A 25429-nucleotide genomic window follows, 5' to 3' on the forward strand; every position below is an offset into this window, starting at 1 on the left:
GAACGCAGTACCCTTCCGGCATGGCCTATCGCGACCTGGGCGTCATCCGCCTGTCGAGTTATCACGACGAGTCTACGAGTCCGCTCAGACAGCGAAACATGGTCACGGCCAAGAGTGCATCGACCGGTGGCGAGATGGTCGGGTGGGCAGAGGACATCGGCGTCTCCGCCCTCAAGGTCTCACCGTTCAAACGCAAGGCTCTCGCGCCCTGGTTGTCCGCGCCGGAGACCTTCGATCGCATCCTTGTCTGGCGTCTCGATCGCATCGTCCGCAAGGCGTCTGACCTCACGGAACTTCTGGACTGGATCCAGAAGCACGACAAGACTCTCATATCGACGACTGAGCACTTCGATACGAGCACGCCCATGGGCCGAGCAATGATCGTCCTGGCCGGTGTCTTCGCCGAGCTTGAGGCCAGCATCGCCCAGGAGCGCATCAAGAACGCGAAAGCACACCTGCGGCGGGTGGGCCGCTGGCACGGCGGATCAATCCCCTACGGCTACATGCCGGCGCCGGACCCGGAGACCGGTGGGCGCCTTCTGGTCGTCGACCCTGATTCGGCGCCGACCGTGAAAGAAATCTTCCGGCGGGTCATCGCCGGTGAACGGCCTGGCACCATCGCCCACGACCTCAACGAACGCGGCATTCCGTCGTCGAAGACCCGAGCCGACCAACTCATGGGCCGCAAGGACAGGGACCTCAAATACTGGAGTGCGAGTTCGGTTGCACACATCGTCCGGTCGCCCTCCCGTCTCGGATACGCCGTGGAGGACGGCGAACCAGTGCTAACCCCCGATGGTGCTCCAGTCCAACGCGCCGAACCTCTTGTCACCGTCACCGAATGGCAGGCGGCGATCGGCCGGCTAAATGCCAAGGAGGACCGTGCGCCGCTTCGCAAGGATGCGAACCCTTTCCTCGGCGTTCTGAAATGCGCACGATGCGGCGGAAATCTCACGCGCCAACGCGGAGCGAAGGCCACACATGCCGATTACTACCGATGCATCGCCGCACAGACACGTAGGCTAGGCCCCGGAAAGTGCACCTTCAGGGCCACTTCAAACGCCGCATGGGTCGAGGCGGCCCTGTCCGATGCGGTCCTTCATCACATCGGCGACCTGCCGGTGATGATCCGTGAATTCGACCCCGGCAATGACGCCTCTCAGGAACTCGAAGAGACGCGGGTAGGTCTTTCGGTGCTTGCCCGCACCGTCACCACGCTGAAAACCGAAGCAGCACTCAGCGTCTTCACTGAACAGGTTGCGGCCATGGAAAGGCGCATCGCCGAATTGGAGGCCATCCCCACAAGGCCTGCCGGATGGACGTACAAGGAGACGGGGACGACCTACCGGGATCGCTGGCTAGCCGACGAGCCCGGTAGGCGTGAACTGCTCGAATCTGCAGGCATCACCGCGTCGGTGGAACCGGAAGCCGTCGACCTCAACATCCCGGAGGATCTCCGGACGCGCCTGAATCTGCCATGACTAAACGCCGGAAGCGGTCACGCCGCGCGGCGTCGAGCGATATTGCACACGTGGGAATCCGCATCCGAGTAAACGATCCGAGGTTTGGTGCCGTCCGGGCCGATCACGACAAAGCTAGCGCGCCTCCCTTTGGCACTGGTCATCTCCAGCCCCCACAGGCTTTGCCGCTCGCCGCGAACACCTGAGGTTTCACCGATCATGACTGTTCGATGCATTCCCGGAACTATCACATTCATCCGGAGGCGACGGGCTAACCGGATCGCTGTCGCGCCTGCGTAGGAACGGTCCGGCACGTCTACTCGGAGGATGCGCCAGCCCGGCGCCGGGTCATACGGTCCTTCCGACCAACTGAGATCGGATGTCGCCATGCAGGGCGCCGCGCTAGTGCGTCCGGATGGCAGCAACACAGTGACGCGATCAATGCCCTCCAGATTGTCCAGTGTGCTGGCCACGCCCCGGCATGCCCTGCCAGCTCGATCGCAGACATGACGGCTGACAAGAACTAGGCGATTCGGCATGTAGCCAGCAACATCGAGCAGGATCCGCCTCATTAGGTGCGCGTCCTGACTCAGGTCGGCTACGGCAAAGACTGCCTGTTCATGCTGTTCGGAGGTGTGGATGGTTCGCTCCTCCCACAAGAGATGAACGCCCAGAACGGCCTGTGCGCCCGTTCTGCACGCGAGAGGTGTTCGAGGGACAGTGGCCGGGCCAATCCGGTGGAACGGCTTAGATCGGGCCGCTGGGAGCGCCGTGGGGCCAAGATTTCGGGTAGCTGAGGGATAGCCCATGGGCGGGTTTGCCTCAGGGGCTCTCAGCGGGCCGGTCTCGCGGGCATCGTTGTGGCGGGGGGAAACCGCTAAATCAACTCCGCAACTCCGGGTGCCGTCGTTGACCTGCGGTTTTAGGGCGCGGAGTTGGCCTGAACTCAACTCCGGCCAACTCCGCAACTCCGGAGATCAACGGCCTCAAGATCGTCCGGAGTTGCGGAGTTGGCCGGAGTTACGGATTTCCCAACTCCGGAGACTGTTCTCCCTGGTGACGGTCCTGTTGTCCCGGCGTTCCGGAGTTGCGGAGTTGATTTAGCGGTTTTGAGGTCACTCGGCTTTCTGGACGCGGAAGATGTTCCGGTCGCCGTTCGGGGACCTCTCGGCGCGGAGCACGTAGTCACCACGCCACCTGCCGTTCTGACCGGTCAGGAGTTTGCCGAGGTGGAAGGGGTTGGGTAGGCGCCCGGATTGGGTGGTGATGAACTGGCCGTCCCACGGGTCGTGGATGTCGGAGCCGAGGTGCATCGGTTCGGCGTCGCGGCGTAGTTCGGCGGCGGACATCGGCTTGTCGCCGTGTTTGGTGTGCCAGCAGGACAGGAACCCGCGCCAGCGGGTTTCGTCATCGTCGTTGGCTCTGACGTCCTCGATGTTGGTGAGGAACCCGCCGATGCCATGGTGATGCAGGAACCCGCCTAAGGCTTGTGCCCACGGGGTGAACTGGCGCATCGAGACTCCGATGGCGCGGGGTGCGCCGGCGCGCGTCCAGTCGAGCACCAGGATGAGCAGGTGCCAGAGCACGATGTGCTGATTCTTGGTGACGGTGATCCACTGATCGAGGTGCGGGATCCCGAACCCCGACTGATCGCGGGACTCGGGGCGGGGCATGTTCGGATCGAGGTGCACCCGCACGGTCCGGGAGGCCATGTCCCCGCCGACCTGGAGGTTGTTGCCGGTGGCCATCCAGAGCCGGTCGTTGACGGTGGCGACGTTGCGCGACGCTCCGAGCTGCCGATCCGACCACACCCCGGTGGTTACCAGTTGGGCGAGCACGGCGGAGTCGATGACGGTGCCCTCGGCGAGGTTGTCCCAGATCACCACCCCGACCTGCTCCGCGAGTACGGCCGTGATCGATTTGCGGAGTTCCTCATCGGCGTAGGCCCACGGCATGACCCGCTGGCCGTAGAGCATGCCCGGCCCCGCCGTCAAGATCGTCTTGCCGGATGCGGGCATCGTCGCGTCGATCAGCGCGAACGGCGTCAGCGACCGGGTGAAGTGCCGCAGGATCGGCGTGACCAGCAGCGCCACATAGTTGGCCCGGTCCGCCTCCGACGACCAGGGAAAATCGGCGAGGAACCGGCCGGTCAGGAACCGCCGGGCCTTGTCGACCTGGGCCGGGGTCGGCGCGTCGGGGACCTGCGGCAGATCGACCTTCGACGCCAGGTAGAGCCCGGTCGCCGGGTCGTAACCGGGCTGCTGCAAAAGGGTGCCGTCCCGGCGTAGCACCGGGGCGCCGATGATGCCGCGCAGGGCGGGCAGGCCGGGCCAGGTCTTCGCGGCCAGCACGGCGGCCAGGACTTCCCGTGCGGGGGTGCACTCCTCCTCGTAGGTCTCCGGTTCCCCGGCGTCGTTCTTGCGGGTCTTCATCCGGTACGCGAATGCGTGTTCGGCCAGTAGGCCAGCCAGCATCGCCGGGTTGAGGCCGGACGCGGCGACCGGGAGCGGCGAGTCCTCATCGGCGGCCCCGGTCAACCCGCCAGACACGGTCTCCATGTGCACCAGTTCCCCGGCCGACACGTACGTTGCCGGGAGCAGCCCATCGAGCAGGGTCGTCTTCAGTTCGCGGATCGTCTCCGGGCCGGTGCCGACCTTGACCCGCCGTCGTCCGTTCCCGGTGTCGGTCATGCCGCAACTCCTTCCGTGGTGGTGAACAGCGACGGCTGGATCCACGCCGCTGTGCGAGCTGCCAGCAGCGGCACGATGTGCCGGTGGTGCCAGCGGTAGGCAAACCGGGGGCAGTTCGCACAGTTGATGTGACCGGTACAGCCCGTTAGCGGCGGTTGCCGACGCGCCGCGTAGGACCATGCGAGGCTGTCGGCGGAGGCCAGCAGCGCGCCGAAGCGCTGCAACCCTTGGACCTTGAACCCGAACCCGTGCAGGCGGGTGACACCGACGCTGTGCAGGTTCGTCAGGATCCGTCCGGCATCATCGGTGGACTGGCGGCGACAGACCGACCCCACCCCGACCAGTGGCACACCGTTGAGGTCAACACCTGCACGGGCGTAGAGGTCGACACATTGCAGGTAGTCATCGGCTTGCCAGCCCTGCACGACCGGGGTCACCAGGTCCGGCGGCAGGTCGGCATCGACGGCCAGGTCCCGCAACCTCAGGTAGTTGTCCACCGTCAACTGCTGGTGCCGGGCCACGGTCAGCCCGGTGCGGGCGAGGATGAACGGCTCGCACATCCAGTCCTGCGGCGCCACCCATGCCAGCATCCCGACCTCGTGGTGGTAGCGGCGTACGCGGTCGATGTATTCGGCGGGTGTCGGCCCGTGATCCCACGTGCCGTTCATCGACAGTTCGGTGAACCCGCCGGAGTCTGCGGCCCACGGCTGTGCCGCCCGCGGCAACCTGCGGTAACGCCGCAACCGGCGGTCGGAGACGAACAGCGGCACCGGTGAGGTGGCAAGCCATGCCGGGTGGTGACTGCCGAGGAAGAACCGCAGCGTCCTCATGCGACCTGCCTCGGGCGGCGTGCCCCGGCGCTCAGGCCGGAGCGGATGGCCCGTTCGGCCTCCCGGTCGCTCAGCCCGATTCCGAGGGCGGTTGGGGTGAGTGCCTCGTACACCTCTGCCTCGGTCAGGGCGCCACCGGCGGCGAGCTGCCCGAGGGTCGCAGCGGCGACGAACAGCGCGTTGTTACGGCCCGGCTCCCGGGCTTCGGCGAGCTTGTCGAGGGTGCGGTAAACAGCGCCCCGCACGTACGCATCCCGCCTGTATGCGGAGAAATTGCCCACCACCTTGCGCGGCGCGGCCGATTCGGCGGGGCGAAGCAGGGCAGCGAGCCAGCCAGGCAGCACGATCGGGCGCCGGCCGTGCACCACCCGGTATGGCCGTCCACAGGCGGTGGATCCGGCGGCGACGATGTAGCCGCCGTGCGCGCGGGTATCGATCAGCCAGCCGAGTCCGCCCCGGTCGCCCTGGGTGTTGCGGAGCGGCGGCCCGTCCGTCGGGTGCTGGAACACCAGGTGCCGGCCGCCGCTGGCGGTGCCCACGGTGTACGTGTCGTCGGGTACCGGTTGTCCGTGCTGGTGGCACAGGTCGGTGAACACGTCGATGCCGTGGTGGTAGTGCTCGTGTCCGGGCGGGGGTTCCGCGTCGGGTTTGCGGGTGTCGAGGTCGATCACCACAAGCCGGGCAGGGCCGCAGGCGATGCCGATGTTGTACGGGATGCGCCACGCCCGTTCGATGCGGGCCGGGTCGCAGGTGGCCCGGGGTTCCCAACCGGTGTGCCCAGCTTGGCAGCGCGGATCGGTGCGGGGGCAGCGGTCTTCGGCGTGGTCAGGGAAGGCGGGTTTCTTCGGGTGGTCCGGGTCGTGGGGCCGGTTGTCGGGACGTAGCGGGAAGACGTGCCAGCCGCGGGCGGCGTGGCCGAGAGCGGCGGCCCGCAGCGGGCCGGGTTCGAGCATGGTTGTCCTCCAGGATCGGAGCGGGCGGGCGGCGGCCAGGGCGGAGCCTGGTCGGGGTAGCGGTCGGACAGGTCACGGCGCCGAGCCGTGCGCAGAGCGCGTTCGTCGGGGCTGATCGCCGGAGCGGCCGGACAGGCGAACACGTCGTGCACCCACAACAGGTGGCCCGCGTGCGGTGCGGTGTCGGCCTGTCCGTTGGCGCCGCAGGGCAGACACACCCACCGGATCACCCGCCGCCCGACGGTCGGCCGGGCGGAGGGGTCGCATCCGGGATGGGTGGTATGCCCGCCGACGGCTGCGGCCGGATGTAGCGGGATGCCGCACCCGGCCGCGCACACCAGCGCGGCCGGGTGGGCGCCGGTCATGCCGCGAGGTCGAACGAGTCGCCGGTGATGGCCTCGACGACGGCGGCCACCAGGTCGCGGGCGGCGGGTGGCGTGACGGCGTTGCCGAGCATCCGGACCTGCTCACGCTTGGAGCCGAGCAGCACGTAGCCGTGCTCGAACGCCATGCCGGCCCGGATCTCGTCGACGGCGAGCATCCGGAACGTGCAGTCCTGCACGGCGATCGCCGTGCCGAGCAGCGCGTCGCCCTGGATGGTGGTCTGAGCGGGTAGCGGTGCGTCCAACGGCCGCAACGCACGGGCGTCGTAGGGCATCAGCGCGTGACCCCAGCCGATCAGAGACTGCCGCGGTCCGTCGGCCAGGACGGTGCGCATCGGCTCGTCCAGTGGCGTGGACATCTGTCCTTGGTCACCGCGGGCGGTCTGGTTGCGCATCAGCAGCCCCTGGTGGGTGCCGCCCGCGGCGAACGTCAACAGCGGATGCTCACCGGCGGGCTTGGCCACACCGTTGTTGCGCAGCGGCACCACCAGCGCGTTCTCGTGCCGCGCCGTCTGAGCTCGCAACGGCGCCGACATCGGCCGGGCCTGCTTGCCCTCCCGCCCTTCCACCGGCACCAGCAACGCCTCGGTCTCCCGCGTCGTCCGAGCCCGCATCGGCATGGTCACCGATTGAGCGGCGTCGTTCCACGTACCGCCGGAGGGCACCAGCATCGGCGGACACGCCACCGCCTTCGACGCCGTGGTGTGCAGCGCCGTCAACGGCCGGGTCACCGGCCAGGACCGGACACCCGGGCGCCGCTCGAACGTGTGGCCAGCCGCCTCCAACGTCACCGGCTGCGTGTAGCGGCGGAGCCCGGCCTCGATCCGGGCGACCGTCTTGGGCTGCAACGGCTTGGCCCGGTCACCGATCCGCTGACCCGCGATCGACCAATCGATCGCGGAGGCCGCGGGCAGGACGTACGGCTGAACCCGGGCGCCCCGGCAGCCCACCGACGGGCAGCGGAAGTGATATTGCTGGCCGTAGCGCATGGCGCGGCGTTTACCCGGCTTGACCACCATGACCGCCCGCACGTCCCCGCAGGACGGGCACCAGGCGCGCGGCCGGGTCCACTTCGCGAAGTCGGGCCGCGGGTACTCCTTGCGCCAGAACACGAAGTACACCCGGTCGCGGAGCTGCGGGGCACCCGGACCGAGGCCGGTAGCGAACGCCGAGTTGAGAACCTGAACGTGGTGGTCGTAGCCGAGTTTGTCCATCCGGGCGAGCCACTCGTCGAGGTGCTCCCACATCAGAACGTCCGTGACGTTCTCCACCAGCACCGCCCGGTATCGGTGGACCTCGGTGAACCGGGGGACGTCCTGCATCAGCATCCGGGAGCGTTGAGCGGCCTCGTCGGGCAGCGGCTCCTGGTACTCCTCACCCAGGGCGAGTTGCACCGGCCTGCCGTCGTAGTCGACCTTCTTCCCGCGCGCGACCGACCAGTTGGTGCACTCGGGCGAGAACCAGCCGATATCCGTGCTCGGGTGCCGCCGCGGGTCGATCGCGGCGATGTCCGCGACGTCATGGTCGGCGTGCGGCAGGTTCGCGTTGTGGGTCTGGATGGCCAGGTCCCAGTGGTTCGCGGCCATCCGGACACGCACCCCGGGAACCTGCTCCATACCGGACGACGATCCGCCGGCACCGCAGAAGTAGTCCGCCACCGTCAACGTCATCGCGCCACCGCCCCGGCAGTGGTGTGATCGTGCCACGCGTTATCGCACCAGGCTGGTCCGTCACCGTCGTCGATCACGCCGCGGTCGGCCGGGGTCGTGCTCGTGCAGGACGCACAGAGGCTCGCGGCGGCGAGTTCGAGCAGCACATCGGCGTGGCACGGCAGATCGAGCGGGCACCAGCACGCCAGGTCCCGGCCGGCCAACTCCGGCAGGCCGTCGAGAATCGCCCAGCGACGCTGGCCAGCGTCGGCGTATCCGAGGTGGTCACCGCCGGACAGCCACTCGCGGAACAGGGTCACCGCCTGCTCCCGGCCGAAGTAGTCGGCCGGGAACGGGTTGCCGAACCGGGTGGGCCGGCCGACGTAGACGGCACCTGCGGGCATCCGCCAACCGGCAGTGCGGCGCCGCTGGATCCGGGTGCTCATACGGGTGGTCATGCAGCCACCGCCGTCTTGTCGACGTGGACGTTGCTGATGTAGCTGGTTCGAGCGGCGTGGTCGGCCATGCACGCGTCAGTGATGTAGCTGGCTTGGAAGGACACCCGGCCGAACGTGCGCTGAGCGTAGAAGTGGGTGCTGTCGCCGGTGGGCGGCTTCCCGCGGTGGTCGGTGACGGCGACGTCGAGGGCGGCGGCGAGCCGGGTGATTTCGGCGATCCCGGCCTGGTCGCCGTCGGCGAACACGCAGTGGCTGATGTCCCCACGGACGTCGGGATTGGCGGCGAGGAAGTCGGCCAGCGGGCGCAGGTCGGCGTGGATGGCCTGCCCGCTGGTGTCCGGCGTGCTCGCCGGGGTGTGGTCGCTGTCCGGGGCACCGGAACCAGCGGCTCGGCGGCGCAGGTAGTCGAGGCGGTCGGCGAGTGTCGCATCGAGTTGGCCGGGCTGGATGGTCTCGGCGAGCACCAGCGCGGACATGGCAACGTCGATGGCCTCGTTGACCACGTCACACCAGGTGTGGGTGACGCCCTTACGCGGGTTCTGGCCGAGTACGCCGATGACGGCCTGAGCCATCTCCCCGGCCTCTTCCTGCACCTTGAGGGCCTGGCACAGCGTCTGCGGCAGACCGGCCAGTTCCGGATTGCTGCGGGCGGCGAGTTGGGCGGAGATACGTCGAGCGGCGTCGGTGATCGTCGGGGTGGTCATGCTGCTTGCCTCCTGTCGAGGGCGGGACGGTGGGCGCCGGTGGCGAGGGTGCCGGGGCGCAAGGCAGTGACGGCGTTCATGAGCCGTCGGATCAGGTGCAGGGTGAGGCCGACCTGTCGGACGGCGATCGGGTCGCGGTGGTCGAGGCGGATGCGGATGGTGATCTCGGCGTAGTCGCGGTCCCCGGCCCGGACGCGAGTGACGATCCCGCGGGCGCCGGTGGCGTCGACGACGATGTCCGGCGACCGGTGAGTGTCGATACCGCACCGGTGGTCGCGAGTGCACCAGTCGGGGTGATCGGTGGTCCGCCGTTGAATGCGGGCCATGGTGCGCGCCTTCACCGGTTGCCCGCCTTCTGTTCGCTGCGCAGGTACTCGTAGAGGCGCCGTCCGATGCGGACGCGTTTGCCGGTGCCCTCGCAGCGGCGGCACTCGCGGAAGACCTTGCGGTTGGCACGGGAGTAGACGCGTCCGCCCTCGCAGCGCGAGCGGCGGCAGCGGCCGAACGGGAAGATCGCACAGTTGACGGCGTAGAACGCTGCGTAACCGACGGCGGTGAGGGTGGCTAGGAGCACGAGGGTGGTCACGGATTGCCTCCAGGGCCGGTTTTCGGGTGCGAGGGGGCAGCACTCCTAGGAACTAGGGCGCTGATCAGGTATCTGATTCGGTTCTAGGAGGGGTCCTAGGTCTAGGAGGGGTGGGGTCCTAGACCTAGGACCGATCCGCGGGCTACTTGCTCTTGCCGCGCCCGCCGTTGCCGTCACGGTCGGTGAGGGCCTTGAGGATGTGGTCGCGGGTGAAGCCCTGCCGGTTGCCGGACTCGCCGGTGTCCGGGTCGGCGCCCCACACCTGTCCCGGCTTGACGTCGTGGGCCTTGAGCGCGGCGCGGAGCTGGTCGGCGGTCAGGTCGGCGTAGATCTCCGGCCGCAGCTCGGCGAGCAGGGTGACCAGCACGCTGGTCCACAGCTTCGGCTTCTTGTCGCTCATGACCGCGGCCGCGTCTTCGAGGATCGTGTCGCGGCGCACGGCGGTGGTGTCGAGGGTGACACCGGCGGCGTGGCCGGTGATGTTGTTCGCCTTCTCCCGCAGCGTGCGGGCGCGCTTGACGATGGCCTCGGCGCCGGGGGCGTCGATGAAGAACGTACGGGTGATCACCGGGTCGTCGCCCTCACCGGCCAGGTAGCCGATGCCACGGTCACGGCGGGAGAACATGGTCGCCTTGATGCCGTTCTTGTACGACGACGTCCCGAGGACCATGTCGTTCTCGGTCTGACCCATGACCTTGAGACAGAACCGCAGCACCGCGTTCGCACTGATGCCGGTCGGCAGGCTCTTGGCGTCCGGGCGCTGGGTGGCCAGGACCAGCGTGATGCCGGTCGCCGGGCCGCGCTTGACCAGGTCGGTGCAGATCTCCTCGAACTCGTCGCCGTACTTGGGGTGCTCGAACCACACCTGGCACTCGTCGACGCCGATCACGATCGGGTGCAGGCCCAGCTTGCGGTTGTTGGCGAGCTCGTCGGTGACCTTGTTCTCCGGGCACAGGTCGCGCGGCAGCTCCCGGATCACCTTGGTCCGGCGCCGCATCTCGGTGCGCATCTCACGCATCGCGGCCAGGTCGTAGGCGATGTCCTCGTCCTCGTCGCCGGCCCGGTAGCGGTGGCTGACGGGCTCCAACGGGCTGAGGTCGCCGGTGCCCTTGAGGTCGAACGGCAGCACCCACGCCCGCGGGTCGAGCGCGGCGATCAGCAGCACCAACCGCAGGGCGAACGTCTTGCCCATCCGGGGGATCGAACCGACGATCATCGACGCGAACATCAGCGTCAGCGTGACCAGCGCACCGCGGGGGTCGGTGCCGAACGGTGCGGCCTTGAACAGGTTCACCGTTCCGGACTTGACCAGCGGGAACGCGCTCTGCTTCGCCTTGGACATGTCCTTGTCGGCGACGAACAGCACGAGCCGTCCGGGGTGTTCCTCGGCGTTGACCTCCGGCCACACACACCCCAGCGGGCGGGTCAGCGCGGCGGCCAGTTCCTCGCGCTTGTCGACCACCGTCGAGGCGGTCACGCCGCGCGGCAGTTCGACCTCGCAGCGCCAGCCGACCCCGTTCTCCCGCTGGATCGGAGCCGGGAACCAGCGCTTACCGTCGTCCCCGCGGCGGATGGCGTCGTTGATGCCCTTGATGTTCAGCGCGGCGAGGGCGATGAACACCTCCGCGCTGGTCAGCGGTGCCGCGTCGTGCCGCACCACGGCCGTGCCGAGTAGCGGCTTGTCCGCCGGAGCGCCCACGATGCCGAACACCAGCAGCAGCGCGGCGAGGGCCGCGTACTGAGCGACGGCCGGCGCCAGCATCAGACCGCCGACGGCCAGCACGAACGCGACCACGAGGAACACGGTGATCATGCCGCGCCAGCGGACGCGCCGGTCGCGCTTGTTGGTCAGCCGGTCGTACATCTTGGCCTCTTCCGGCTTGTCGATCGCCGCCCGGACCACCGACTGACGTACCGGTTCACCTTCGAGGTCCCACAGCCACCGGTTGTAGCCCTTGCAGGCCCGGCCGAACCCGCGCGGCGCCCGTACGGCCAGCTTCCCGGCGTACACCGGCGTGCGGAGCAGGTGGAAGCCGAGCGAGTGGGCGCCGAATCCGGTTGCCCACGCCACGTTCTTGCCGAACTCGGTGCCGGAGCGCAGCCACGACGGGATGATCGGCACCCGCTCGGCGTCGCGGAATGCGGCCAGGGAGAACCGCGGCCGGCGCTGGGCGGCGATGCTGTCGACCAGCACCGGCCCGTCCTCGGCGTCGTCGAGGTCGGCCTCGGTCTCGGTGCGGTTGGCGGCCGGGTCGAAGGTGCGGCGGGCGCGGGCGGCATCCAGGTCCACGACCTCGGCGTCGGACATCTCGGCCTCGGCCTGGGTCCAGTCGAAGTTCTCCGGGGTGGGGTCGCTCATCGATTCGAGTCCTTCCGGGCGCGGTGGGCGGCGATCGCGGCGACGACGAACGAGACGGCGGCGATGATCCGAAGCCAGCCGGGCTCGTTGACGGCGAGGACGGTGAACAGGGCGGCGAGGGCGGCGAAGACGGCCCAGATCGGCATCAGCGGCCACCGCCGTTACCGATCGAGCGGCGGTCGCGGCCGGCCGCGGCGGCGGTGCGGTTGCGCTGGGCGTCCTCGGCCCGCGCACGGTCCTGGTCGGCCTTGATCTCGGAGGCGGAGCGGCCCAGGTAGGGACGGTTCCCGGCGCCCATGACGTTGCTTGACATACTGGTGACCTCCTGAAGGTCCTTGCGGCTGGTGGGGTGACCGGCGGTCCGGCGTCTGCTTGGCGGTAGAGGGCCGGACCGTCGGGCGGAGTCAGTAGGCGATGGGGCCGAGGGCGTCGGTGAGCAGGTCGCGGTGGGCGCGGAAGATCTCGCCGTGGTGCACGTCGGCGAGGTAGACGGCGAGGATGTCGACGTTGTCGGCGCGGACCCACGCGGCACGGACGGCGTCGTCGGCGGCCTCGATCTCGGGGAAATCGGCGAGGGCGCCCAGGTCGATGCGGGTCAGGAAGGTGACCATCCACGCCTCATCGCTGGCGCGCGGGTCCGGCACGTACTTCGGCGCGTCCATGCGGGTGAGCAGCGTCCGGGTGACCAGGCCGGTCTCCTCGAACAGCTCCCGGCGGGCGGCGTCGGCCGGGTCCTCGCCGGGGTCGACGTAGCCGCCGGGTAGTGCCCATCCGTGGCCGTCGGAGCGTTCGATCATCAGCGCCCACCGGCGTCCGGCCCGATCGGTGAAGGTGACCAGCGCATCGGCGCACACCTGCTCGCCCCAGTGGCCGAGCTCGTTGCGGCCGTAGCGGACCTTGGTGGTCTCGCACGGGTTGACCGGTCGGCCGTCGACCAGCTCGAACGGGATCGCCGCGGTGTACAGCCGCCGGGTCCAGTTGATGCGGGTGGGGTCGGTCTCGGGGTCAGCCCATGACTCGCCGGCCGCGGCGGCGGCGAGCACGTCGGGGTGGGTGAACGTCACACCGGCGGCGGCTGGGAACGGCGGGACCGGCATCGGCTCGCGCTCCAGCAGCGCGGCGGCGGCGCACACCAGGTGTTCGGCGATGAGCTGCCGGTCGTGCTGGTCGTTGTTCAGCGCCGTCTCGGCCCAGCCGGTCAGCGCCCACAGGTCGGCGCGCATCGAGTGAAGCTCGCGGTAGATCTCGTCGTAGCTCTGCACGGTGTTGGTGCTCCTTCAGGGGTGGTCGGGTCAGGCGGCGGCGAGAGTGGGCGTTTGCGCAGGAACCGGGGCAGATGGTGCCGCCACGGTGGCGGCGGAATCCGGCAGATAGCGGCGGGCGGTCCGCTCACTGACTCCGGCCTTCGCGGCGATCTGTGCCACCGTGGCGCCGGGCATCCTCGCGGCGGCCTTGGCCACCTTCTCCGCCGACGCCGGACGCGGAGTGACCCGCTTCGCCGGGGTCTTGCGAACGGCAGTGGCGGGGACAGGTGCGGGCGGCAGTGCCGGTGCCGAGTCGGCGGCGGGCAGAGCCGGGGCGGTGTCGGAGGCGGCGGCGGGGATTAGCAGGTCCATGACCGAACGGGTGCGGGCCAGTTGGGCGAGCACGTCGGCGACCACGTCCTCACCGGCGGTCCGGGCGTCACGCAGCAGACGCGAGCGCCACCAGATCCGCGGCCAGCGGCCCGCCGAGACGCGGTAGTAGTTGACGACCATCCGGCGGGCCTGCCGAGCGGCGGCCATCGCGACCAGGTCCGGATCGTCGTCCGGGATCAGCCAGCCCCAGCGCTCCGCCAGGCGGCGCGGCGAGTACGCGAACCGCGACCGGTTCACCTTCTGCCCGGCGGCGGTCAGCGCCGCCCACCACATCAGGAAGATGATGCACGGCACCGCGAGACGCAGCAGCGTCTCCGTCCTGGTGGCCGCGTTCGACGCGACGATCACCCCGGACAGGGCGGCGATCAGCGCGGCGATCCACAGCATCCGGCCCGGACTGCCCGGCGTGACGATCGCGCCGTCATCGCCGTAGACCGTGGTCCGCCGGTACTGCTCAGCCGCCAGACTCGTGGCGGTCAGGAAACAGATCTCGAACACCGCGAACACCAGCACCGCGAACAGCGGCGGCAGGTTCAGGCCCTTCTCGTCCGTGGCGATGACCCACATGCCTTCGGCGTTCAGCAGCAGCGCCAGGTTCATGCTCACGGCCAGCGCGACCGGACGCAGCGGCTTCTTCGACCGCTTCGCCCACACCCCCAGCAACGCCAGGGCGACGACGCCGGCCACACCCGCGGCCAGCAGCAGCGGCCCGGCGTAGACGGCCCAGAACTCCAGGACCGGGACGGTGAGATCGGTCATCACGCCACCGCCCGACCGGCGTCCGGCCCGGTAGGGGCGAGATGCGCCAGCTCGGCGACGACACGCAGCGTGTGAGCCGTGGCCCGGCGAAGCCGACGCCGGTCCAGACCCGTCATCGCCGCCAGCTCCGCGACGTCGAGGCCATCGACCAGCGCATCGATCACGTCCGGATCGGCCAGCAGATAGAGATCCTCCTGAATCTGCGGCCACTCCGCCTCGATCGCGGCCAGGTCAGCCGCAGACGGCCCAGCAAAGTCGAAGTCGTTCATCAGTTTGCCCTTCAGAAGGTCAGGCGGCCCGCGGCGCGCGGCGGGCGGGAACCCGGCGACGCTCGGCACGGCAGCCGTTGCAGTGGGTCTCGTTCGGCGCTAGCGCCGAAAGGTCGGTGCAGCCAGCGCACTCACGCCAGACGGCGGACGAGCGGGCGGTAATCCGGACGACGGAGGCGAGGGAAGCCATCGGTATCTCCTTGCACTCGATCGGAGAACTAGAGAATCCGGTGCGGAAAGCCCCGTCGTCCGGGGCCGACCCACCAGGGCCGGCCACCGCACGCACACACGGGCTGGAACGTCGCTGAACAGCAACGGCCGGCACCCCACCAGACCCCGGAACACCGAGCGGTATGAGGAAGCCGTGCCCCGATCACGCGCCACGCTCACCCGGGACCTACCGGGGTCGGCCGCCAAGCGGCTCAATGCGAGGTAACTACTGCTCACGGGCTCGCCGTCACTGCACTGCTGGTGCCGCCTGGTCCATTCCCCGCTTCCCAGCGGGAGGTAGAGCACCTGACCGGTTCGCGATACGCGGTTCGGTCAACACCGCCTCTGTGGAGTTATCGAGAACCACATCTAAGTTGCGGCACCTCGTTGCGCATCAGAGTAATGGAGCACTCTCAGATGCGCAACAGGGCTGCGGTACTCTGTTCTAATGGCTGACGAACGGGACGCATTGATCGCCGCGACGAAGCGGTACGAGCAAACCGGAACGGCTCACGAGGATGCCCGCCAACAGGCAATCCAGGCCGTCCTAGCCGCTCTACGGGGCGGCATCGGCCCCACCGAGGTGGAGCGCTTGTCGCCCTTCACTGGCACCTACATCCGCAAGATCGCACGAGAGAACGGCGTGCCTCCTGCTGCACCGGGTCCCAAGCGGGTTGGTGCATAGTTAGTCGTCATTCCCTGCGCCTCCCGTTCGTGCGGCCCGCTTGCTGGCCACACCACAAGGGAAGCCGGTCAGAGCAGGCGGCGGCAGGGTGCACGCGGGGGTGCACGTGTGCACCCGAGGGTGCACACGTGGGGCGTGCTTACCGCACAGGGGAGGTAACCAGGTGGCAGCCAAGGAACCCAACCGACGCCTAGCGGCCGTAATGGAGTTGGCCGGGGTCAGCAACAAAGGCCTTGCTGTGCGCGTACGCGGCGAGGGCCGGCGGATCGGTCTGGACATCTCGCCCGACCACGTCTCCGTCAAGCGATGGCTGGACGGCTCCCGCCCCCATGAGGACACCATTCGCTGCATAGCGGCTGCACTTGGCGCCAAGCTAGGGCGGGTCGTGACCCTGACCGAGATCGGGTTCGATTCGCCACAGACAGGGAGCGCAGATCTACTTCTCGATGGCGTGAGGTATCTGCCGGAAAGCTCCCGTGCGATAGATATTCTCGAAGGACTTACCGATGCCGACATGGGTGATTACCCGTTGGCCACGAAGGCTCAATGGGATCCAACGGTCTCACCCGGAATTATCACGGGCTATCTCTTCGCGGCATCAAGCTGGGAACCCTCACCCAGCGAATTTGATGCTGGCCTAGGGCTCGCGGCACGCATCCGAGCTACAGTCAGGAACCTAACAGAACTCGAATTCCAGTACGGTGGCGGTCATACCCGGAAAATGCTCCTGGCCTACTGGAAATCCGAAATTCTGCCCGAGCTTCGTAACGGTCACAAAGGACTTGCCCGGCAAGAATTGTTTGCTGCGGCGGCAGACGCTGCCGAGGTGCTTGGATGGAATGCGTACGACGCCGGTCGACACGGCACCGCGCAGCGATACTTCGTCCAAGGATTGCGGCTTTCCCGTGAAGCCAACGACGCGGTAATGGGTGGGCAAATCCTTTCAAACCTGAGCCATCAGGCAAACTATCTCGGCAATTTCAATGAGGCCGTACACTTTGCACGGGCAGCTCAAAGCGCAACCACGGGAAGGGCATCCGCAACAGTGAACGCAATGTTCCTCGCGATGGAGGCTCGTGCACTCGCCAGCCTTGGCGATTCGCGGGGATGCGGCGCCGCCCTCAACAGGGCAGAGCAGGAATTTGCGAGGCGTCGACAGGAGGATGACCCAGAATGGATTTCCTACTTCGACGCCTTTGAACTAGCCGGTGAGGCAGCGCATTGCTTCAGGGACCTGGGGCACTCGCGTCAGACGCAGATTTTTGCCACACAGGCGATCGATCCAGAGCTAACACCTGCTAGAACCCGGTCGTTTATCTGCATCGTGCACGCGGATGGCGCATTGGCGGACGGCAACCTAGATGAGGCACTATCTCTCGCGTCTCAGTCGGTCGAGCTAGCGGGGTCGCTTCAGTCGAGTCGTCACGGCCGGTACCTCTCTGACTTCTACGGCTCCCTTACAGGGGGACGACACATCAAGCATCCTGCCGTAAAAGCATTCGCGGACCTGCTGCGATCAAAGCACCCAGAAATGGTTCATTCGGATTAGGGAAACTAGAACGGGCGCCACTTAGCCTTGATCCCGTCGCGGATCGTTCGCATCCTGACTTGAAATTCGTCAGCAATGTCGGATGATTCGCCGATATTCTGCATCAGCCATGTAGTCATCTTCAGCTCATGAACCCGCCGCAGGATCGCGTATCCCTCACTCCATGATCTGACGTCGTAGCCATAAGCAGAAGCAAACGCACCATATTCTTCCTCAGTCCACCAACCCGCCGTTTCATATTCGGTGGCGGTCATCGCTAGGTCCCATTCCGGTTGCCCCCAAGCGAATCTCTCAAAGTCGATTAGGACTGGCACACCATCGCGGATCATTATATTTTCCGAGTGCGCATCTCCGTGTGTCGGGGCAGACGCAAGGGGAAAGCAGAGTGACTCCAACTTCAACCGGAGTTCCCCAAGGTTCCTTAGAAGAAAATCTTTGTCATTCGATGGAATCTCCGCCATTCTAATCCGGGATTCCACTCGCCCTAAGATGTCTTCGTCCGGGAGCACAAAAGCGGTTGGCCTCCCAAGCGCGTGCAGTCGGCGAAGCACTGTTCCAAGTGTCCCGATATCTCGGCGGTCGCCATCCCTTCCCTCGATATAGCGCCAAAAGGTGACGGGATGCCCACTTACCTCGATAGGCTGGTCGATTGCCACCGCCTGGGCCGCAGGAAATTTTTCCTCCGCGAGCCAGCGGGCTACGTTCACCTCATTCACGGCATCAGCCCAGTAATCCATTGTCCGGGCAATGCGTACTACCGTCGATTCAACCGGAAGGTAGTAGAGAGCATTTTCGCCCAACCGTAACGGCCGAGCATCCGTCGAATCCACTCCGGTCACCTGGCAGCTATCGGCTAGCACTCGGGCAGCCAGCCGCGCGGTAAAGGGCGGCACAGTGGGGCTAGGCATGGCTTCACCTTACGGTCGGCGCGGTTATGGAGCCGCCGGGGATACGTGAGCAACGATCCATGCCGGCAGACGGTGCCGAGCCGGGCTGAATCCGGGCCGGGCGGGCCGAGGGGAGCGATGACGGGCCGCGAAGCAGCGCGTTCGAGCTGGTCAGCGTGTTCGTATGTCTCGTCAGACGATACCGATGCTGAGGCTCACGGAACGCCAGTCTACGCAAGCGTCATCAGAAGAACTTCCGCAGTTCGGCGGCCACCGTTTCCGGCTTGCCGCTGTCGTCGGCGGCGAGATGACCGACACCGGTCAACGTCACCCGTCGCACCCGCGGCAGGACGGGCTCCAGGCCGTTCAAGACCCCTTTGAGGTACGCCGGGGAGCGGTCCCCACCCAGCAGGAGCGTCTCCGCCGTCACCGACCGGTACATGCCCAGTGGGCCGGCCGCGTCCTCGACGACCGCCGCGTCCAGGCGCATCGTCGGGATCAGGTCACCGATACGCCTGCCCTCGCCGGCCCGGATCGCGAGCCCCAGCAGCGGGATCAGGGCCGCGCGTGGTGCGTACCGAAGATCGCCTGTGCCTTTCGCGGCCGTGACGAAGGCCGCGGCCCGGCGCCCCCGGGAGAGCTCCTTCTCGAACCGCGGAAGCCACGCGACCGGGTCATGATCACCATGCTTGAGCGGCGGCTCGTAGAGCGCCAGCCGCTCGATCGGCAGCTCCATCGCCGCCCGAAGCGCGATGACCGCGCCGGAGCTGAGGCCGAACACGTTGCGCGCGCCCGTCTCGTCGAGCACCGCCGCCAGGTCGCTGATCTCGTCGCGCAACCCGTGGCCCGGACGCGCCGGGCCGCTGCGCCCACGACCGCGCCGGTCCGGGACGTACACGGTGAAGTCGCCGGCCAGCGCACGTGCCAGCTTCGTGAAGTTGCCCGAGGTCTGCATGCCGCCGTGCAGAAGCACGACCTTGGGCCCGCCCCCGAAGGCGCGCCACCGGATGTCGATCCTTGTCGCCTGCCCCATCATGTCGTCAACCGTAGTTGACACCTTCCGACGCGTCAACCAGAGTTGACATCAGCCCTCCCCTCCGGAGGCGACGGCCCCTCGACCCGACACGGTCATGTCCGAATCCCGCCAGCCGAACCCGGCCCACCGGGAGCAGACTCGACGACATGGAGCTGGACTTCGAGCACTGCTACCGGGCCGTCGACAGCCGCGACCCGCGGTTCGACGGATGCTTCTACACCGCCGTACGCACCACCGGCATCTACTGCCGGCCCTCCTGCCCGGCCGTCACCCCGAAACGGGAGAACGTCACGTTCTACCCCAGCGCGGCCGCCGCCCAGCGCGGCGGATTCCGGGCCTGCCGCCGCTGCCGCCCCGACGCCGCACCCGGCTCCCCCGAATGGGACACCCGCGCCGACACCGTCGGCCGTGCCATGCGACTCATCGGTGACGGCGTCGTCGACCGCGAAGGCGTCCCCGGACTCGCCGGACGACTCGGCTACACCGAACGGCACCTCAACCGCATGCTCACCGCCGAACTCGGCGCCGGGCCACTCGCGCTCGCCCGCGCCCAGCGCGCCCAGACCGCACGGATCCTCGTCGAGACCACCGACCTCGGGCTCGCCGAGATCGCGTTCGCCGCCGGGTTCGGAAGTGTGCGGCAGTTCAACGACACGATGCTCGAGGTCTATGCGCGGTCGCCGAGCCAGATGCGGGAGAGACAGCCCGTCGGGCGGGGCGAGGCCGGGGTCGTCAACCTGCGGCTCGCGTACCGGCCACCACTGCACGCCGAGTCGCTGCTGTCGTTCTTCGCCGGACGGACGCTGCCCGGCGTGGACGAGGTCGTGGACGGCGCCTACCGGCGAGGACTCGACCTGCCGCACGGAAGGGCGACCGTCACGCTGCGGCCCGGCGACCGAGTCGTTCACGCGACGTTGCAGCTCGACGACGTACGCGATCTCGCGCCGGCCGTCGCCCGGTGCCGGCGGCTGTTCGACCTGGACGCCGACCCGGTCGCCGTCGACGGGTTGCTCGGTGCGGATCCGGCGATGGCGGCTGCGGTGGCGGGTGAGCCGGGGGTGCGGGTGCCGCGTGCGGTCGACGGGTTCGAGATGGCCGTCCGGGCGGTGGTGGGGCAGCAGGTGAGTGTGGCGGGGGCCCGGACGACGCTGGGGCGGATGCTGCGGGCGGCGGGCGGGGGCGGCGCTGTGACCGCTGGACAGGTCGCGCCGGTCGCTGTGAGGGGGCTGGGGAACCCACCCCCATCCCCCAAACCGATACCACCGCGCGGCTCGCCGGTTTCCCGGCGGCCGACGTCGTCGCCGCCCTGCCGGACGCCGCCTTCGGCATGCCGGCGGCGCGCCGCGCCACCATCCGGGCCCTGGCCGAGGCGGTAGCCGACGGCAAGCTCGACCTCGACCCCACCGCCGACCGGACCGAGACGGTCAACCGCCTGACCGAGCTCCCCGGCATAGGCCCGTGGACCGCCGGTTACGTCGCCATGCGCGCGATAGGCGACCCCGACGTCTTCCTTCCCACCGACCTGGCGGCCCGCCGCGGCGCGGAGGCGCTGGGTCTGCCCGCCACCGCGAAAACCCTTTCGTCGTACGCCGAGCGCTGGCGTCCCTGGCGCTCCTACGCGTTGATCCGCCTGTGGCGTGCCGCGTAACCGAACCTACCTCTCAGCGTCCCCCGCCCACCGGTTGTCCACATTGCTGAAAGTGCCGTCGCGGTTGTCCACAGGCGGCCCGCTTTCCGCCCCGCGGACCGCGGGAACGCGCCACGCTGTAGCCCCCACCGAGGAGGAAACGATGTTGCTCCATTCGACCCTGGACACCCCCGCCGGCCCGTTCACCATGGTCGTGGCGAATACCGGGGCGGTGCGCGCGGCCGGTTTCACCACCGACGTCGCCGAGTTGCTGAAACTGGTGCATCCGGTGTTGCTGGAGCCTGCCCGTCCCGGTGATCCGGGCGATGTGGGCCCGGCCGTCCGGGCCTATCTGGCGGGTGACCTGACCGCGATCGACGGGATCGAGGTGGAGCAGCACACGGCCGGCGCGTTCATGTCGCACGCGTGGCGGGTGATGCGGGGCATCAAGCCGGGCGCCCCGGTGACCTATACGGGCTTCGCCGAGTTGTCCGGCCGGCCGGCGGCGATCCGTGCGGCGGCGGCTGCCTGCGCGCGCAATCCGGTGGCGCTGTTCACCCCGTGTCACCGGGTTCTGCGGACGGACGGGTCGCTCGGCGGCTACCGCTGGGGCCTGCACGTCAAGGAGTGGCTGCTGCAGCATGAGTCGGCTGGTTAATCACATGGCGACGCGGTGGCGCCGGTCCTACGCTGACCGGCATGACTGATACGGGAACCGGGCGCCACGGTCTCCCCGAGCGGCCGTCACTGGACGGGCTCGAGGAGAAGTGGGCGCCGCGCTGGCAGGAGGAGGAGACGTATGCGTTCGACCGCTCGAAGGAGCGGGCCGACGTGTACGCGATCGACACACCTCCGCCGACCGTATCGGGCTCGTTGCACATCGGGCACGTCTTCTCGTACACGCACACCGACACGGTCGCGCGGTTTCAGCGGATGCGCGGCAAGGCCGTCTTCTATCCGATGGGGTTCGACGACAACGGGCTTCCCACGGAGCGCCGGGTCCAAAACCTGTTCGGTGTCCGTTGTGACCCGTCGCTGCCGTATGACCCGTCGTGGGAGCCGCCCGCGAAGCCGTCGAAGGACCCGGTCTCGATCTCGCGGCGCAATTTCGTCGAGTTGTGCGGCCGGTTGACCGTCGAGGACGAGAAGGGTTTCGAGGCGCTGTGGCGGCGGCTCGGGCTGTCGGTCGACTGGGGTTTGACGTATACGACGATCGGCGGCAAGGCGCGGGCCGTCTCGCAGCGGGCGTTCCTGGCGAATCTCGCGGCCGGTCAGGCGTATACGGCGGAGGCGCCGACGTTGTGGGACATCGGGTTCCGGACGGCGGTCGCGCAGGCGGAGCTGGAGGATCGGCAGCGGCCGGGTGCGTATCACCGGCTGCGTTTCCACGGTCCGGACGGGCCGGTCGAGATCGACACGACGCGGCCGGAGCTGCTGCCGGCGTGTGTCGCGCTGGTTCATCATCCCGGCGATCCCCGCTTCGCGGGTCTCACATCGGTCCGCACTCCGTTCTTCGACGTCGAGGTCCCGGTCCGGGAGCACCCGCTCGCGGCAGCCGACAAGGGTACGGGCATAGCCATGGTCTGCACGTTCGGTGACCTGGCCGATGTCACGTGGTGGCGCGATCTGGCCCTGGACACGCGGGTGGTGCTGGGCCGGGACGGCCGGTTCCTTCCCGATGCTCCGGCGGGTGTCCCGGTCGCGGCCTATCAGGGGCTGGCCGGGTTGACGGTCAACGCGGCGCGGGCCGAGATGGTCCGGGTTCTGCGGGAGTCGGGTGATCTGCTCGGTGAGCCGACGCCGATCACGCATCCGGTCAAGTTCTACGAGCGTGGCGACCGGCCGTTGGAGATCGTGACGAGCCGGCAGTGGTTCATCCGTAACGGCGGGCGCGACCCGGGCTTGCGGGAGGAGCTGCTGGGCCGGGGCAGGGAGCTGCGCTGGGTTCCGGAGAGCATGCGTCACCGCTATGAGCACTGGGTCGGTGGCCTGACCGGTGACTGGCTGATCAGCCGGCAGCGGTTCTTCGGCGTCGCGATCCCGGTCTGGTATGCGCTGGATGCGACCGGGGAGCCCGACTACGACCGGCCGCTGCTGCCGGATGATGCGGCGTTGCCGGTCGACCCGTCATCGGACTGTCCACCCGGTTGGTCCGAGGAGCAGCGGGATGTTCCCGGCGGGTTCACCGCGGATCCGGACGTCATGGACACGTGGGCGACGTCGTCGCTGAGCCCGCAGATCGTCACGGGCTGGAGCACCGATCCGGATCTGCACGCCCGTACGTATCCGATGGATCTGCGGCCGCAGGGTCAGGAGATCATCCGGACGTGGTTGTTCTCGTCGGTGTTGCGGGCCGGCCAGCTTGCCGGGGGCCTGCCGTGGCGGCGGGCGGTCCTGTCCGGCTGGATCCTCGACCCGGACCACAAGAAGATCTCGAAATCGCTGGGCAACGAGGTGGAGACACCGATCCAGCTGCTGGAGCAGTACGGGTCGGACGCGGTTCGGTACTGGGCGGCGTGTGGCCGGCCGGGGGCGGATCTGGCGTTCGAGCCGGCCCAGTTGAAGGTCGGGCGACGGCTGGCGACGAAGTTGCTGAACGCGTCGAGGTTCGCGCTGGGTCTGGGTGCGGCGGACGCGTTGCGGCAGCCGGTGACCGAGCCGCTGGACCGGGCGATGCTGGGCCGTCTGGCGGAGGTGGTCGTCACGGCGACGACCGCGTTCGACGACTATCAGCACACCGATGCTCTACAGGCGACGGAGACGTTCTTCTGGACGTTCTGCGACGACTACATCGAGCTGGTCAAGAATCGGGCGTACGCGGAGGGCCCGGGCGGTGACTCGGCTCGGGCGGCTCTGGCCACGGGGCTGTCGGTTCTGTTGCGGTTGTTCGCGCCGTTCCTGCCGTTCGTGACCGAGGAGATCTGGTCGTGGTGGCGGTACGGGTCGGTGCACCGTTCGACGTGGCCGACCCGGTACGAGTTGACCCGGGCGGCGCCGGAGAGCGATCCGTCGCTGCTTGATCTGGCCGGTGAGGCGCTGCGGCAGGTCAGGCGGGCCAAGTCGGACCGGAAGCTGTCGATGCGGACGGAGGTTCCGCTGGCTGAGGCGCTCGGGCCGGCTGATCTGCTGGACCGGCTGGAGTCGATCGACGGTGACTTCCGGGCGGCTGCGCGGATCGGCAAACTGGACCTGCTCCGGGACCGCACCCCAGAGCTGGTGATCGCCTGCGCATTCTGAGCGGGACGGCCACCATAGGAGGCATGTCGATCGCACCTGAGGAGGTCCGGGCTCCGGCCCGGGACGCGGTGTTGTTCCGGTCGTCGCCGGCCCGGACCTTCGTCATGGTGTTCGTGGTGCTGATGCTGGCCTACCTGGCGGTCTCCCCGGTCGTGGGGTGGATCGCCGGGGACAGCGGGGACCCGTGGTGGGTGACCGCTCTGCAGGCGTTGCTCATCGGGGCGACCGTGGCGGGCGCGTATGCGGTGTCGGCACGGGCGGCGCTGTCGACGTGGGTGCGGGTGTCGTCCGGCGGGCTGGAGCTGGCCGCTCAGGAGTCCGATCCGATCCTGCTGGACTGGGCGGACATCGCGGCGGTGGTGATCCGGCGGGACGGGTTGCGGACGCTTCTCGACGTGGTTCCGGTGGATCTGGACAGCGTGCACCCGGTGCAGGAGGGTGACAGCGGCGGGCCGGTGTTGGCGGATACGCCGCGCGGGCCGGCGTTCACCGCCGATCTGACGCAGATCTGGCCGAGCCCACGAGCGCTGCGCCGCGCCATCGACCATCACATGAGCCGCTAGGCGATTCGCAAGCCGCCCATGTAGCCGCTAGGCGATTCGCAAGCCGCCCATGTAGCCGCTAGGCGATTCGCAAGCCGCCCATGCGGTGCTTGCTGCCGGGGAGCGGCTTCAGAAGTCGAAGCCGCCGCCACCGCCGAAGTCGCCGAAGCCGCCGCCGATGTCGCCGCCCCCGAAGTCGCCGCCGGAGAAATCGCCGCCGCTGGGATCGCCGCCGGCGAAGTCGCCGCTGAAGTCGCCACCGGCGAAGTCGGTGCCGGTGAAGTCGGTGCCGGTGAAGTCGCCGAACTCCGGGGAGAACAGGGCGTCGAAGATGAGCATGCCGCCGAGAACTCCCGCGCCTGCGCCGAGAGCCGTCCGCCAGACCGGCGTCGAATACCAGCCGGACGGCACCGGGCGGCCCTCGACCCGGCCGCCGGGGTAGTAGTAGGGGGTGTCGGAGCCCGGGCGGGGCCCGGCCTTGTACGAGTGGCCCTGCACGGTCACCTCACGCTCGTGGGTGATCTGGCCGGTGTTGTGGGCGGAACTGAGCGGCGGCAGGTCGGGGCCGGGGTCGAGGCCCATGGCCAGGCGCGCGGCCCGGGCGTAGGTGAGGCCCTCCAGCGCCGACTCGCGGGCGAACTGGAACTGGCGGACCGAGTTGGCGGTCTGCAGTTGGCCTCCGGCGGCGTTGTAGCGCTCGCTCGCGTCGGCGAGTGCCTGCCGTGCGGCCGGCTCCTCGGAGGTGAGGTTCATGACCTGGCCGCCGAGCCGCTCATACCACCTCTGGGCGTCGGCCCGGGCGTCGTCGAGCTCGGTCTGGCGCCGGGCTTTGCCGCCTCGCTGGGTGGCCGCGATGACCAGGCCGGCGAGCACGACGATGAGCAGGATCAGCAACACGCCCTTCATGTTTCCCACGGTA

Annotated in this window: 24 protein-coding genes and 1 pseudogene; 7 read left to right on the plus strand and 18 right to left on the minus strand. The window is 68.6% G+C overall.

Annotation, left to right across the window (positions count from 1 at the left end):
• The first annotated feature begins 20 nt into the window (after positions 1-20).
• Positions 21-1481 carry a recombinase family protein gene (locus ACQPZW_RS45090; RefSeq protein ID WP_433792126.1) on the plus strand — a complete coding sequence of 487 codons (1461 nt, stop codon included), beginning with the start codon at positions 21-23 and terminating at the stop codon, positions 1479-1481.
• Between the two features lie 17 nt (positions 1482-1498).
• Here ACQPZW_RS45090 and ACQPZW_RS45095 read toward each other — a convergent pair whose 3' ends face one another.
• The 15 genes from ACQPZW_RS45095 to ACQPZW_RS45165 all read right to left on the minus strand — a co-directional run bounded on the left by ACQPZW_RS45095 (position 1499) and on the right by ACQPZW_RS45165 (position 14737).
• Positions 1499-1681, minus strand: coding sequence for a hypothetical protein (locus tag ACQPZW_RS45095; RefSeq protein WP_433792127.1), 183 nt, complete (start codon positions 1679-1681; stop codon positions 1499-1501).
• An 894-nt stretch (positions 1682-2575) separates the two neighbouring features.
• Positions 2576-4150 carry a hypothetical protein gene (locus ACQPZW_RS45100; RefSeq protein WP_433792128.1) on the minus strand — a complete coding sequence of 525 codons (1575 nt, stop codon included), beginning with the start codon at positions 4148-4150 and terminating at the stop codon, positions 2576-2578.
• Positions 4147-4980 (minus strand): DUF7221 family queuine tRNA-ribosyltransferase-like protein, encoded by an 834-nt coding sequence (locus ACQPZW_RS45105; RefSeq protein WP_433792129.1) that lies wholly within the window; start codon positions 4978-4980, stop codon positions 4147-4149. The genes ACQPZW_RS45100 and ACQPZW_RS45105 overlap by 4 nt, the downstream gene beginning before the upstream one ends.
• Positions 4977-5933: a bifunctional DNA primase/polymerase gene (locus ACQPZW_RS45110; RefSeq protein ID WP_433792130.1), complete on the minus strand. Its 957-nt coding sequence runs from the start codon at positions 5931-5933 to the stop codon at positions 4977-4979. Before ACQPZW_RS45110 ends, ACQPZW_RS45105 begins: the two co-directional genes overlap by 4 nt.
• 361 nt (positions 5934-6294) lie before the next feature.
• The gene (locus tag ACQPZW_RS45115) at positions 6295-7986 is read right to left on the minus strand and encodes a DNA cytosine methyltransferase (protein ID WP_433792131.1); all 1692 of its coding nucleotides are present in this window, start codon (positions 7984-7986) and stop codon (positions 6295-6297) included.
• The gene (locus tag ACQPZW_RS45120) at positions 7983-8423 is read right to left on the minus strand and encodes a DUF4326 domain-containing protein (RefSeq protein WP_433792132.1); all 441 of its coding nucleotides are present in this window, start codon (positions 8421-8423) and stop codon (positions 7983-7985) included. The genes ACQPZW_RS45115 and ACQPZW_RS45120 overlap by 4 nt, the downstream gene beginning before the upstream one ends.
• Entirely contained in the window at positions 8420-9127 is a 708-nt protein-coding gene (locus tag ACQPZW_RS45125) for a MazG-like family protein (RefSeq protein WP_433792133.1), read from the minus strand. Before ACQPZW_RS45125 ends, ACQPZW_RS45120 begins: the two co-directional genes overlap by 4 nt.
• Entirely contained in the window at positions 9124-9453 is a 330-nt protein-coding gene (locus ACQPZW_RS45130; RefSeq protein ID WP_433792134.1) for a hypothetical protein, read from the minus strand. Before ACQPZW_RS45130 ends, ACQPZW_RS45125 begins: the two co-directional genes overlap by 4 nt.
• A gap of 11 nt (positions 9454-9464) precedes the next feature.
• Positions 9465-9713, minus strand: a complete 249-nt coding sequence (locus ACQPZW_RS45135) for a hypothetical protein (RefSeq protein WP_433792135.1) — start codon at positions 9711-9713, stop codon at positions 9465-9467.
• A 142-nt stretch (positions 9714-9855) separates the two neighbouring features.
• Positions 9856-12072 (minus strand): cell division protein FtsK, encoded by a 2217-nt coding sequence (locus tag ACQPZW_RS45140; RefSeq protein WP_433792136.1) that lies wholly within the window; start codon positions 12070-12072, stop codon positions 9856-9858.
• Positions 12069-12218, minus strand: a complete 150-nt coding sequence (locus tag ACQPZW_RS45145; RefSeq protein WP_433792137.1) for a hypothetical protein — start codon at positions 12216-12218, stop codon at positions 12069-12071. The genes ACQPZW_RS45140 and ACQPZW_RS45145 overlap by 4 nt, the downstream gene beginning before the upstream one ends.
• On the minus strand, positions 12218-12385 hold the full coding sequence (locus ACQPZW_RS45150; protein WP_433792138.1) for a hypothetical protein: 168 nt from the start codon (positions 12383-12385) through the stop codon (positions 12218-12220). The genes ACQPZW_RS45145 and ACQPZW_RS45150 overlap by 1 nt, the downstream gene beginning before the upstream one ends.
• Positions 12386-12476: 91 nt before the next feature.
• Entirely contained in the window at positions 12477-13169 is a 693-nt protein-coding gene (locus ACQPZW_RS45155) for an NUDIX domain-containing protein (protein WP_433797824.1), read from the minus strand.
• A 195-nt stretch (positions 13170-13364) separates the two neighbouring features.
• Positions 13365-14468: a hypothetical protein gene (locus tag ACQPZW_RS45160; protein ID WP_433792139.1), complete on the minus strand. Its 1104-nt coding sequence runs from the start codon at positions 14466-14468 to the stop codon at positions 13365-13367.
• On the minus strand, positions 14468-14737 hold the full coding sequence (locus tag ACQPZW_RS45165; protein ID WP_433792140.1) for a DUF6284 family protein: 270 nt from the start codon (positions 14735-14737) through the stop codon (positions 14468-14470). Before ACQPZW_RS45165 ends, ACQPZW_RS45160 begins: the two co-directional genes overlap by 1 nt.
• A gap of 658 nt (positions 14738-15395) precedes the next feature.
• Here ACQPZW_RS45165 and ACQPZW_RS45170 point away from each other — a divergent pair.
• The gene (locus ACQPZW_RS45170; RefSeq protein WP_433792141.1) at positions 15396-15632 is read left to right on the plus strand and encodes a hypothetical protein; all 237 of its coding nucleotides are present in this window, start codon (positions 15396-15398) and stop codon (positions 15630-15632) included.
• 163 nt (positions 15633-15795) lie between these two features.
• Positions 15796-17181: a hypothetical protein gene (locus ACQPZW_RS45175; protein ID WP_433792142.1), complete on the plus strand. Its 1386-nt coding sequence runs from the start codon at positions 15796-15798 to the stop codon at positions 17179-17181.
• 5 nt (positions 17182-17186) lie between these two features.
• Here ACQPZW_RS45175 and ACQPZW_RS45180 read toward each other — a convergent pair whose 3' ends face one another.
• Both ACQPZW_RS45180 and ACQPZW_RS45185 read right to left on the minus strand, forming a co-directional pair.
• On the minus strand, positions 17187-18011 hold the full coding sequence (locus ACQPZW_RS45180) for a phosphotransferase family protein (RefSeq protein WP_433792143.1): 825 nt from the start codon (positions 18009-18011) through the stop codon (positions 17187-17189).
• Between the two features lie 301 nt (positions 18012-18312).
• A complete protein-coding gene (locus ACQPZW_RS45185) occupies positions 18313-19104 on the minus strand; it encodes an alpha/beta fold hydrolase (protein WP_433792144.1) in 792 nt (263 codons plus the stop codon).
• A 146-nt stretch (positions 19105-19250) separates the two neighbouring features.
• Between ACQPZW_RS45185 and ACQPZW_RS45190 the strand changes: the two are divergent.
• From ACQPZW_RS45190 to ACQPZW_RS45205, 4 genes and pseudogenes are all read left to right on the plus strand, one after another.
• Positions 19251-20752: pseudogene (locus ACQPZW_RS45190) on the plus strand (AlkA N-terminal domain-containing protein).
• 142 nt (positions 20753-20894) lie between these two features.
• Positions 20895-21389, plus strand: a complete 495-nt coding sequence (locus ACQPZW_RS45195) for a methylated-DNA--[protein]-cysteine S-methyltransferase (RefSeq protein ID WP_433792145.1) — start codon at positions 20895-20897, stop codon at positions 21387-21389.
• A 41-nt stretch (positions 21390-21430) separates the two neighbouring features.
• Positions 21431-23968, plus strand: coding sequence for a valine--tRNA ligase (valS, locus tag ACQPZW_RS45200; RefSeq protein WP_433792146.1), 2538 nt, complete (start codon positions 21431-21433; stop codon positions 23966-23968).
• A gap of 23 nt (positions 23969-23991) precedes the next feature.
• Complete coding sequence (locus ACQPZW_RS45205; RefSeq protein ID WP_433792147.1) at positions 23992-24531, plus strand: hypothetical protein; 540 nt, start codon at positions 23992-23994, stop codon at positions 24529-24531.
• A gap of 108 nt (positions 24532-24639) precedes the next feature.
• Here the strand turns inward: ACQPZW_RS45205 and ACQPZW_RS45210 are convergent, their stop codons facing one another.
• The gene (locus ACQPZW_RS45210; protein WP_433792148.1) at positions 24640-25416 is read right to left on the minus strand and encodes a hypothetical protein; all 777 of its coding nucleotides are present in this window, start codon (positions 25414-25416) and stop codon (positions 24640-24642) included.
• Positions 25417-25429: the final 13 nt, after the last annotated feature.

Source organism: Actinoplanes sp. CA-252034, assembly GCF_050956125.1.
GTDB lineage: Bacteria > Actinomycetota > Actinomycetes > Mycobacteriales > Micromonosporaceae > Actinoplanes.

Coding starts and splice junctions, on each gene's coding strand:
- ACQPZW_RS45090 (WP_433792126.1), top strand. CDS start 21: ATGGCCTATCGCGACCTGGGCGTCATCCGCCTGTCGAGTTATCACGAC.
- ACQPZW_RS45095 (WP_433792127.1), bottom strand. CDS start 1,681: ATGATCGGTGAAACCTCAGGTGTTCGCGGCGAGCGGCAAAGCCTGTGG.
- ACQPZW_RS45100 (WP_433792128.1), bottom strand. CDS start 4,150: ATGACCGACACCGGGAACGGACGACGGCGGGTCAAGGTCGGCACCGGC.
- ACQPZW_RS45105 (WP_433792129.1), bottom strand. CDS start 4,980: ATGAGGACGCTGCGGTTCTTCCTCGGCAGTCACCACCCGGCATGGCTT.
- ACQPZW_RS45110 (WP_433792130.1), bottom strand. CDS start 5,933: ATGCTCGAACCCGGCCCGCTGCGGGCCGCCGCTCTCGGCCACGCCGCC.
- ACQPZW_RS45115 (WP_433792131.1), bottom strand. CDS start 7,986: ATGACGTTGACGGTGGCGGACTACTTCTGCGGTGCCGGCGGATCGTCG.
- ACQPZW_RS45120 (WP_433792132.1), bottom strand. CDS start 8,423: ATGACCACCCGTATGAGCACCCGGATCCAGCGGCGCCGCACTGCCGGT.
- ACQPZW_RS45125 (WP_433792133.1), bottom strand. CDS start 9,127: ATGACCACCCCGACGATCACCGACGCCGCTCGACGTATCTCCGCCCAA.
- ACQPZW_RS45130 (WP_433792134.1), bottom strand. CDS start 9,453: ATGGCCCGCATTCAACGGCGGACCACCGATCACCCCGACTGGTGCACT.
- ACQPZW_RS45140 (WP_433792136.1), bottom strand. CDS start 12,072: ATGAGCGACCCCACCCCGGAGAACTTCGACTGGACCCAGGCCGAGGCC.
- ACQPZW_RS45145 (WP_433792137.1), bottom strand. CDS start 12,218: ATGCCGATCTGGGCCGTCTTCGCCGCCCTCGCCGCCCTGTTCACCGTC.
- ACQPZW_RS45150 (WP_433792138.1), bottom strand. CDS start 12,385: ATGTCAAGCAACGTCATGGGCGCCGGGAACCGTCCCTACCTGGGCCGC.
- ACQPZW_RS45155 (WP_433797824.1), bottom strand. CDS start 13,169: ATGCCGGTCCCGCCGTTCCCAGCCGCCGCCGGTGTGACGTTCACCCAC.
- ACQPZW_RS45160 (WP_433792139.1), bottom strand. CDS start 14,468: ATGACCGATCTCACCGTCCCGGTCCTGGAGTTCTGGGCCGTCTACGCC.
- ACQPZW_RS45165 (WP_433792140.1), bottom strand. CDS start 14,737: ATGAACGACTTCGACTTTGCTGGGCCGTCTGCGGCTGACCTGGCCGCG.
- ACQPZW_RS45170 (WP_433792141.1), top strand. CDS start 15,396: ATGGCTGACGAACGGGACGCATTGATCGCCGCGACGAAGCGGTACGAG.
- ACQPZW_RS45185 (WP_433792144.1), bottom strand. CDS start 19,104: ATGATGGGGCAGGCGACAAGGATCGACATCCGGTGGCGCGCCTTCGGG.
- ACQPZW_RS45195 (WP_433792145.1), top strand. CDS start 20,895: ATGTTGCTCCATTCGACCCTGGACACCCCCGCCGGCCCGTTCACCATG.
- valS (WP_433792146.1), top strand. CDS start 21,431: ATGACTGATACGGGAACCGGGCGCCACGGTCTCCCCGAGCGGCCGTCA.
- ACQPZW_RS45205 (WP_433792147.1), top strand. CDS start 23,992: ATGTCGATCGCACCTGAGGAGGTCCGGGCTCCGGCCCGGGACGCGGTG.
- ACQPZW_RS45210 (WP_433792148.1), bottom strand. CDS start 25,416: ATGAAGGGCGTGTTGCTGATCCTGCTCATCGTCGTGCTCGCCGGCCTG.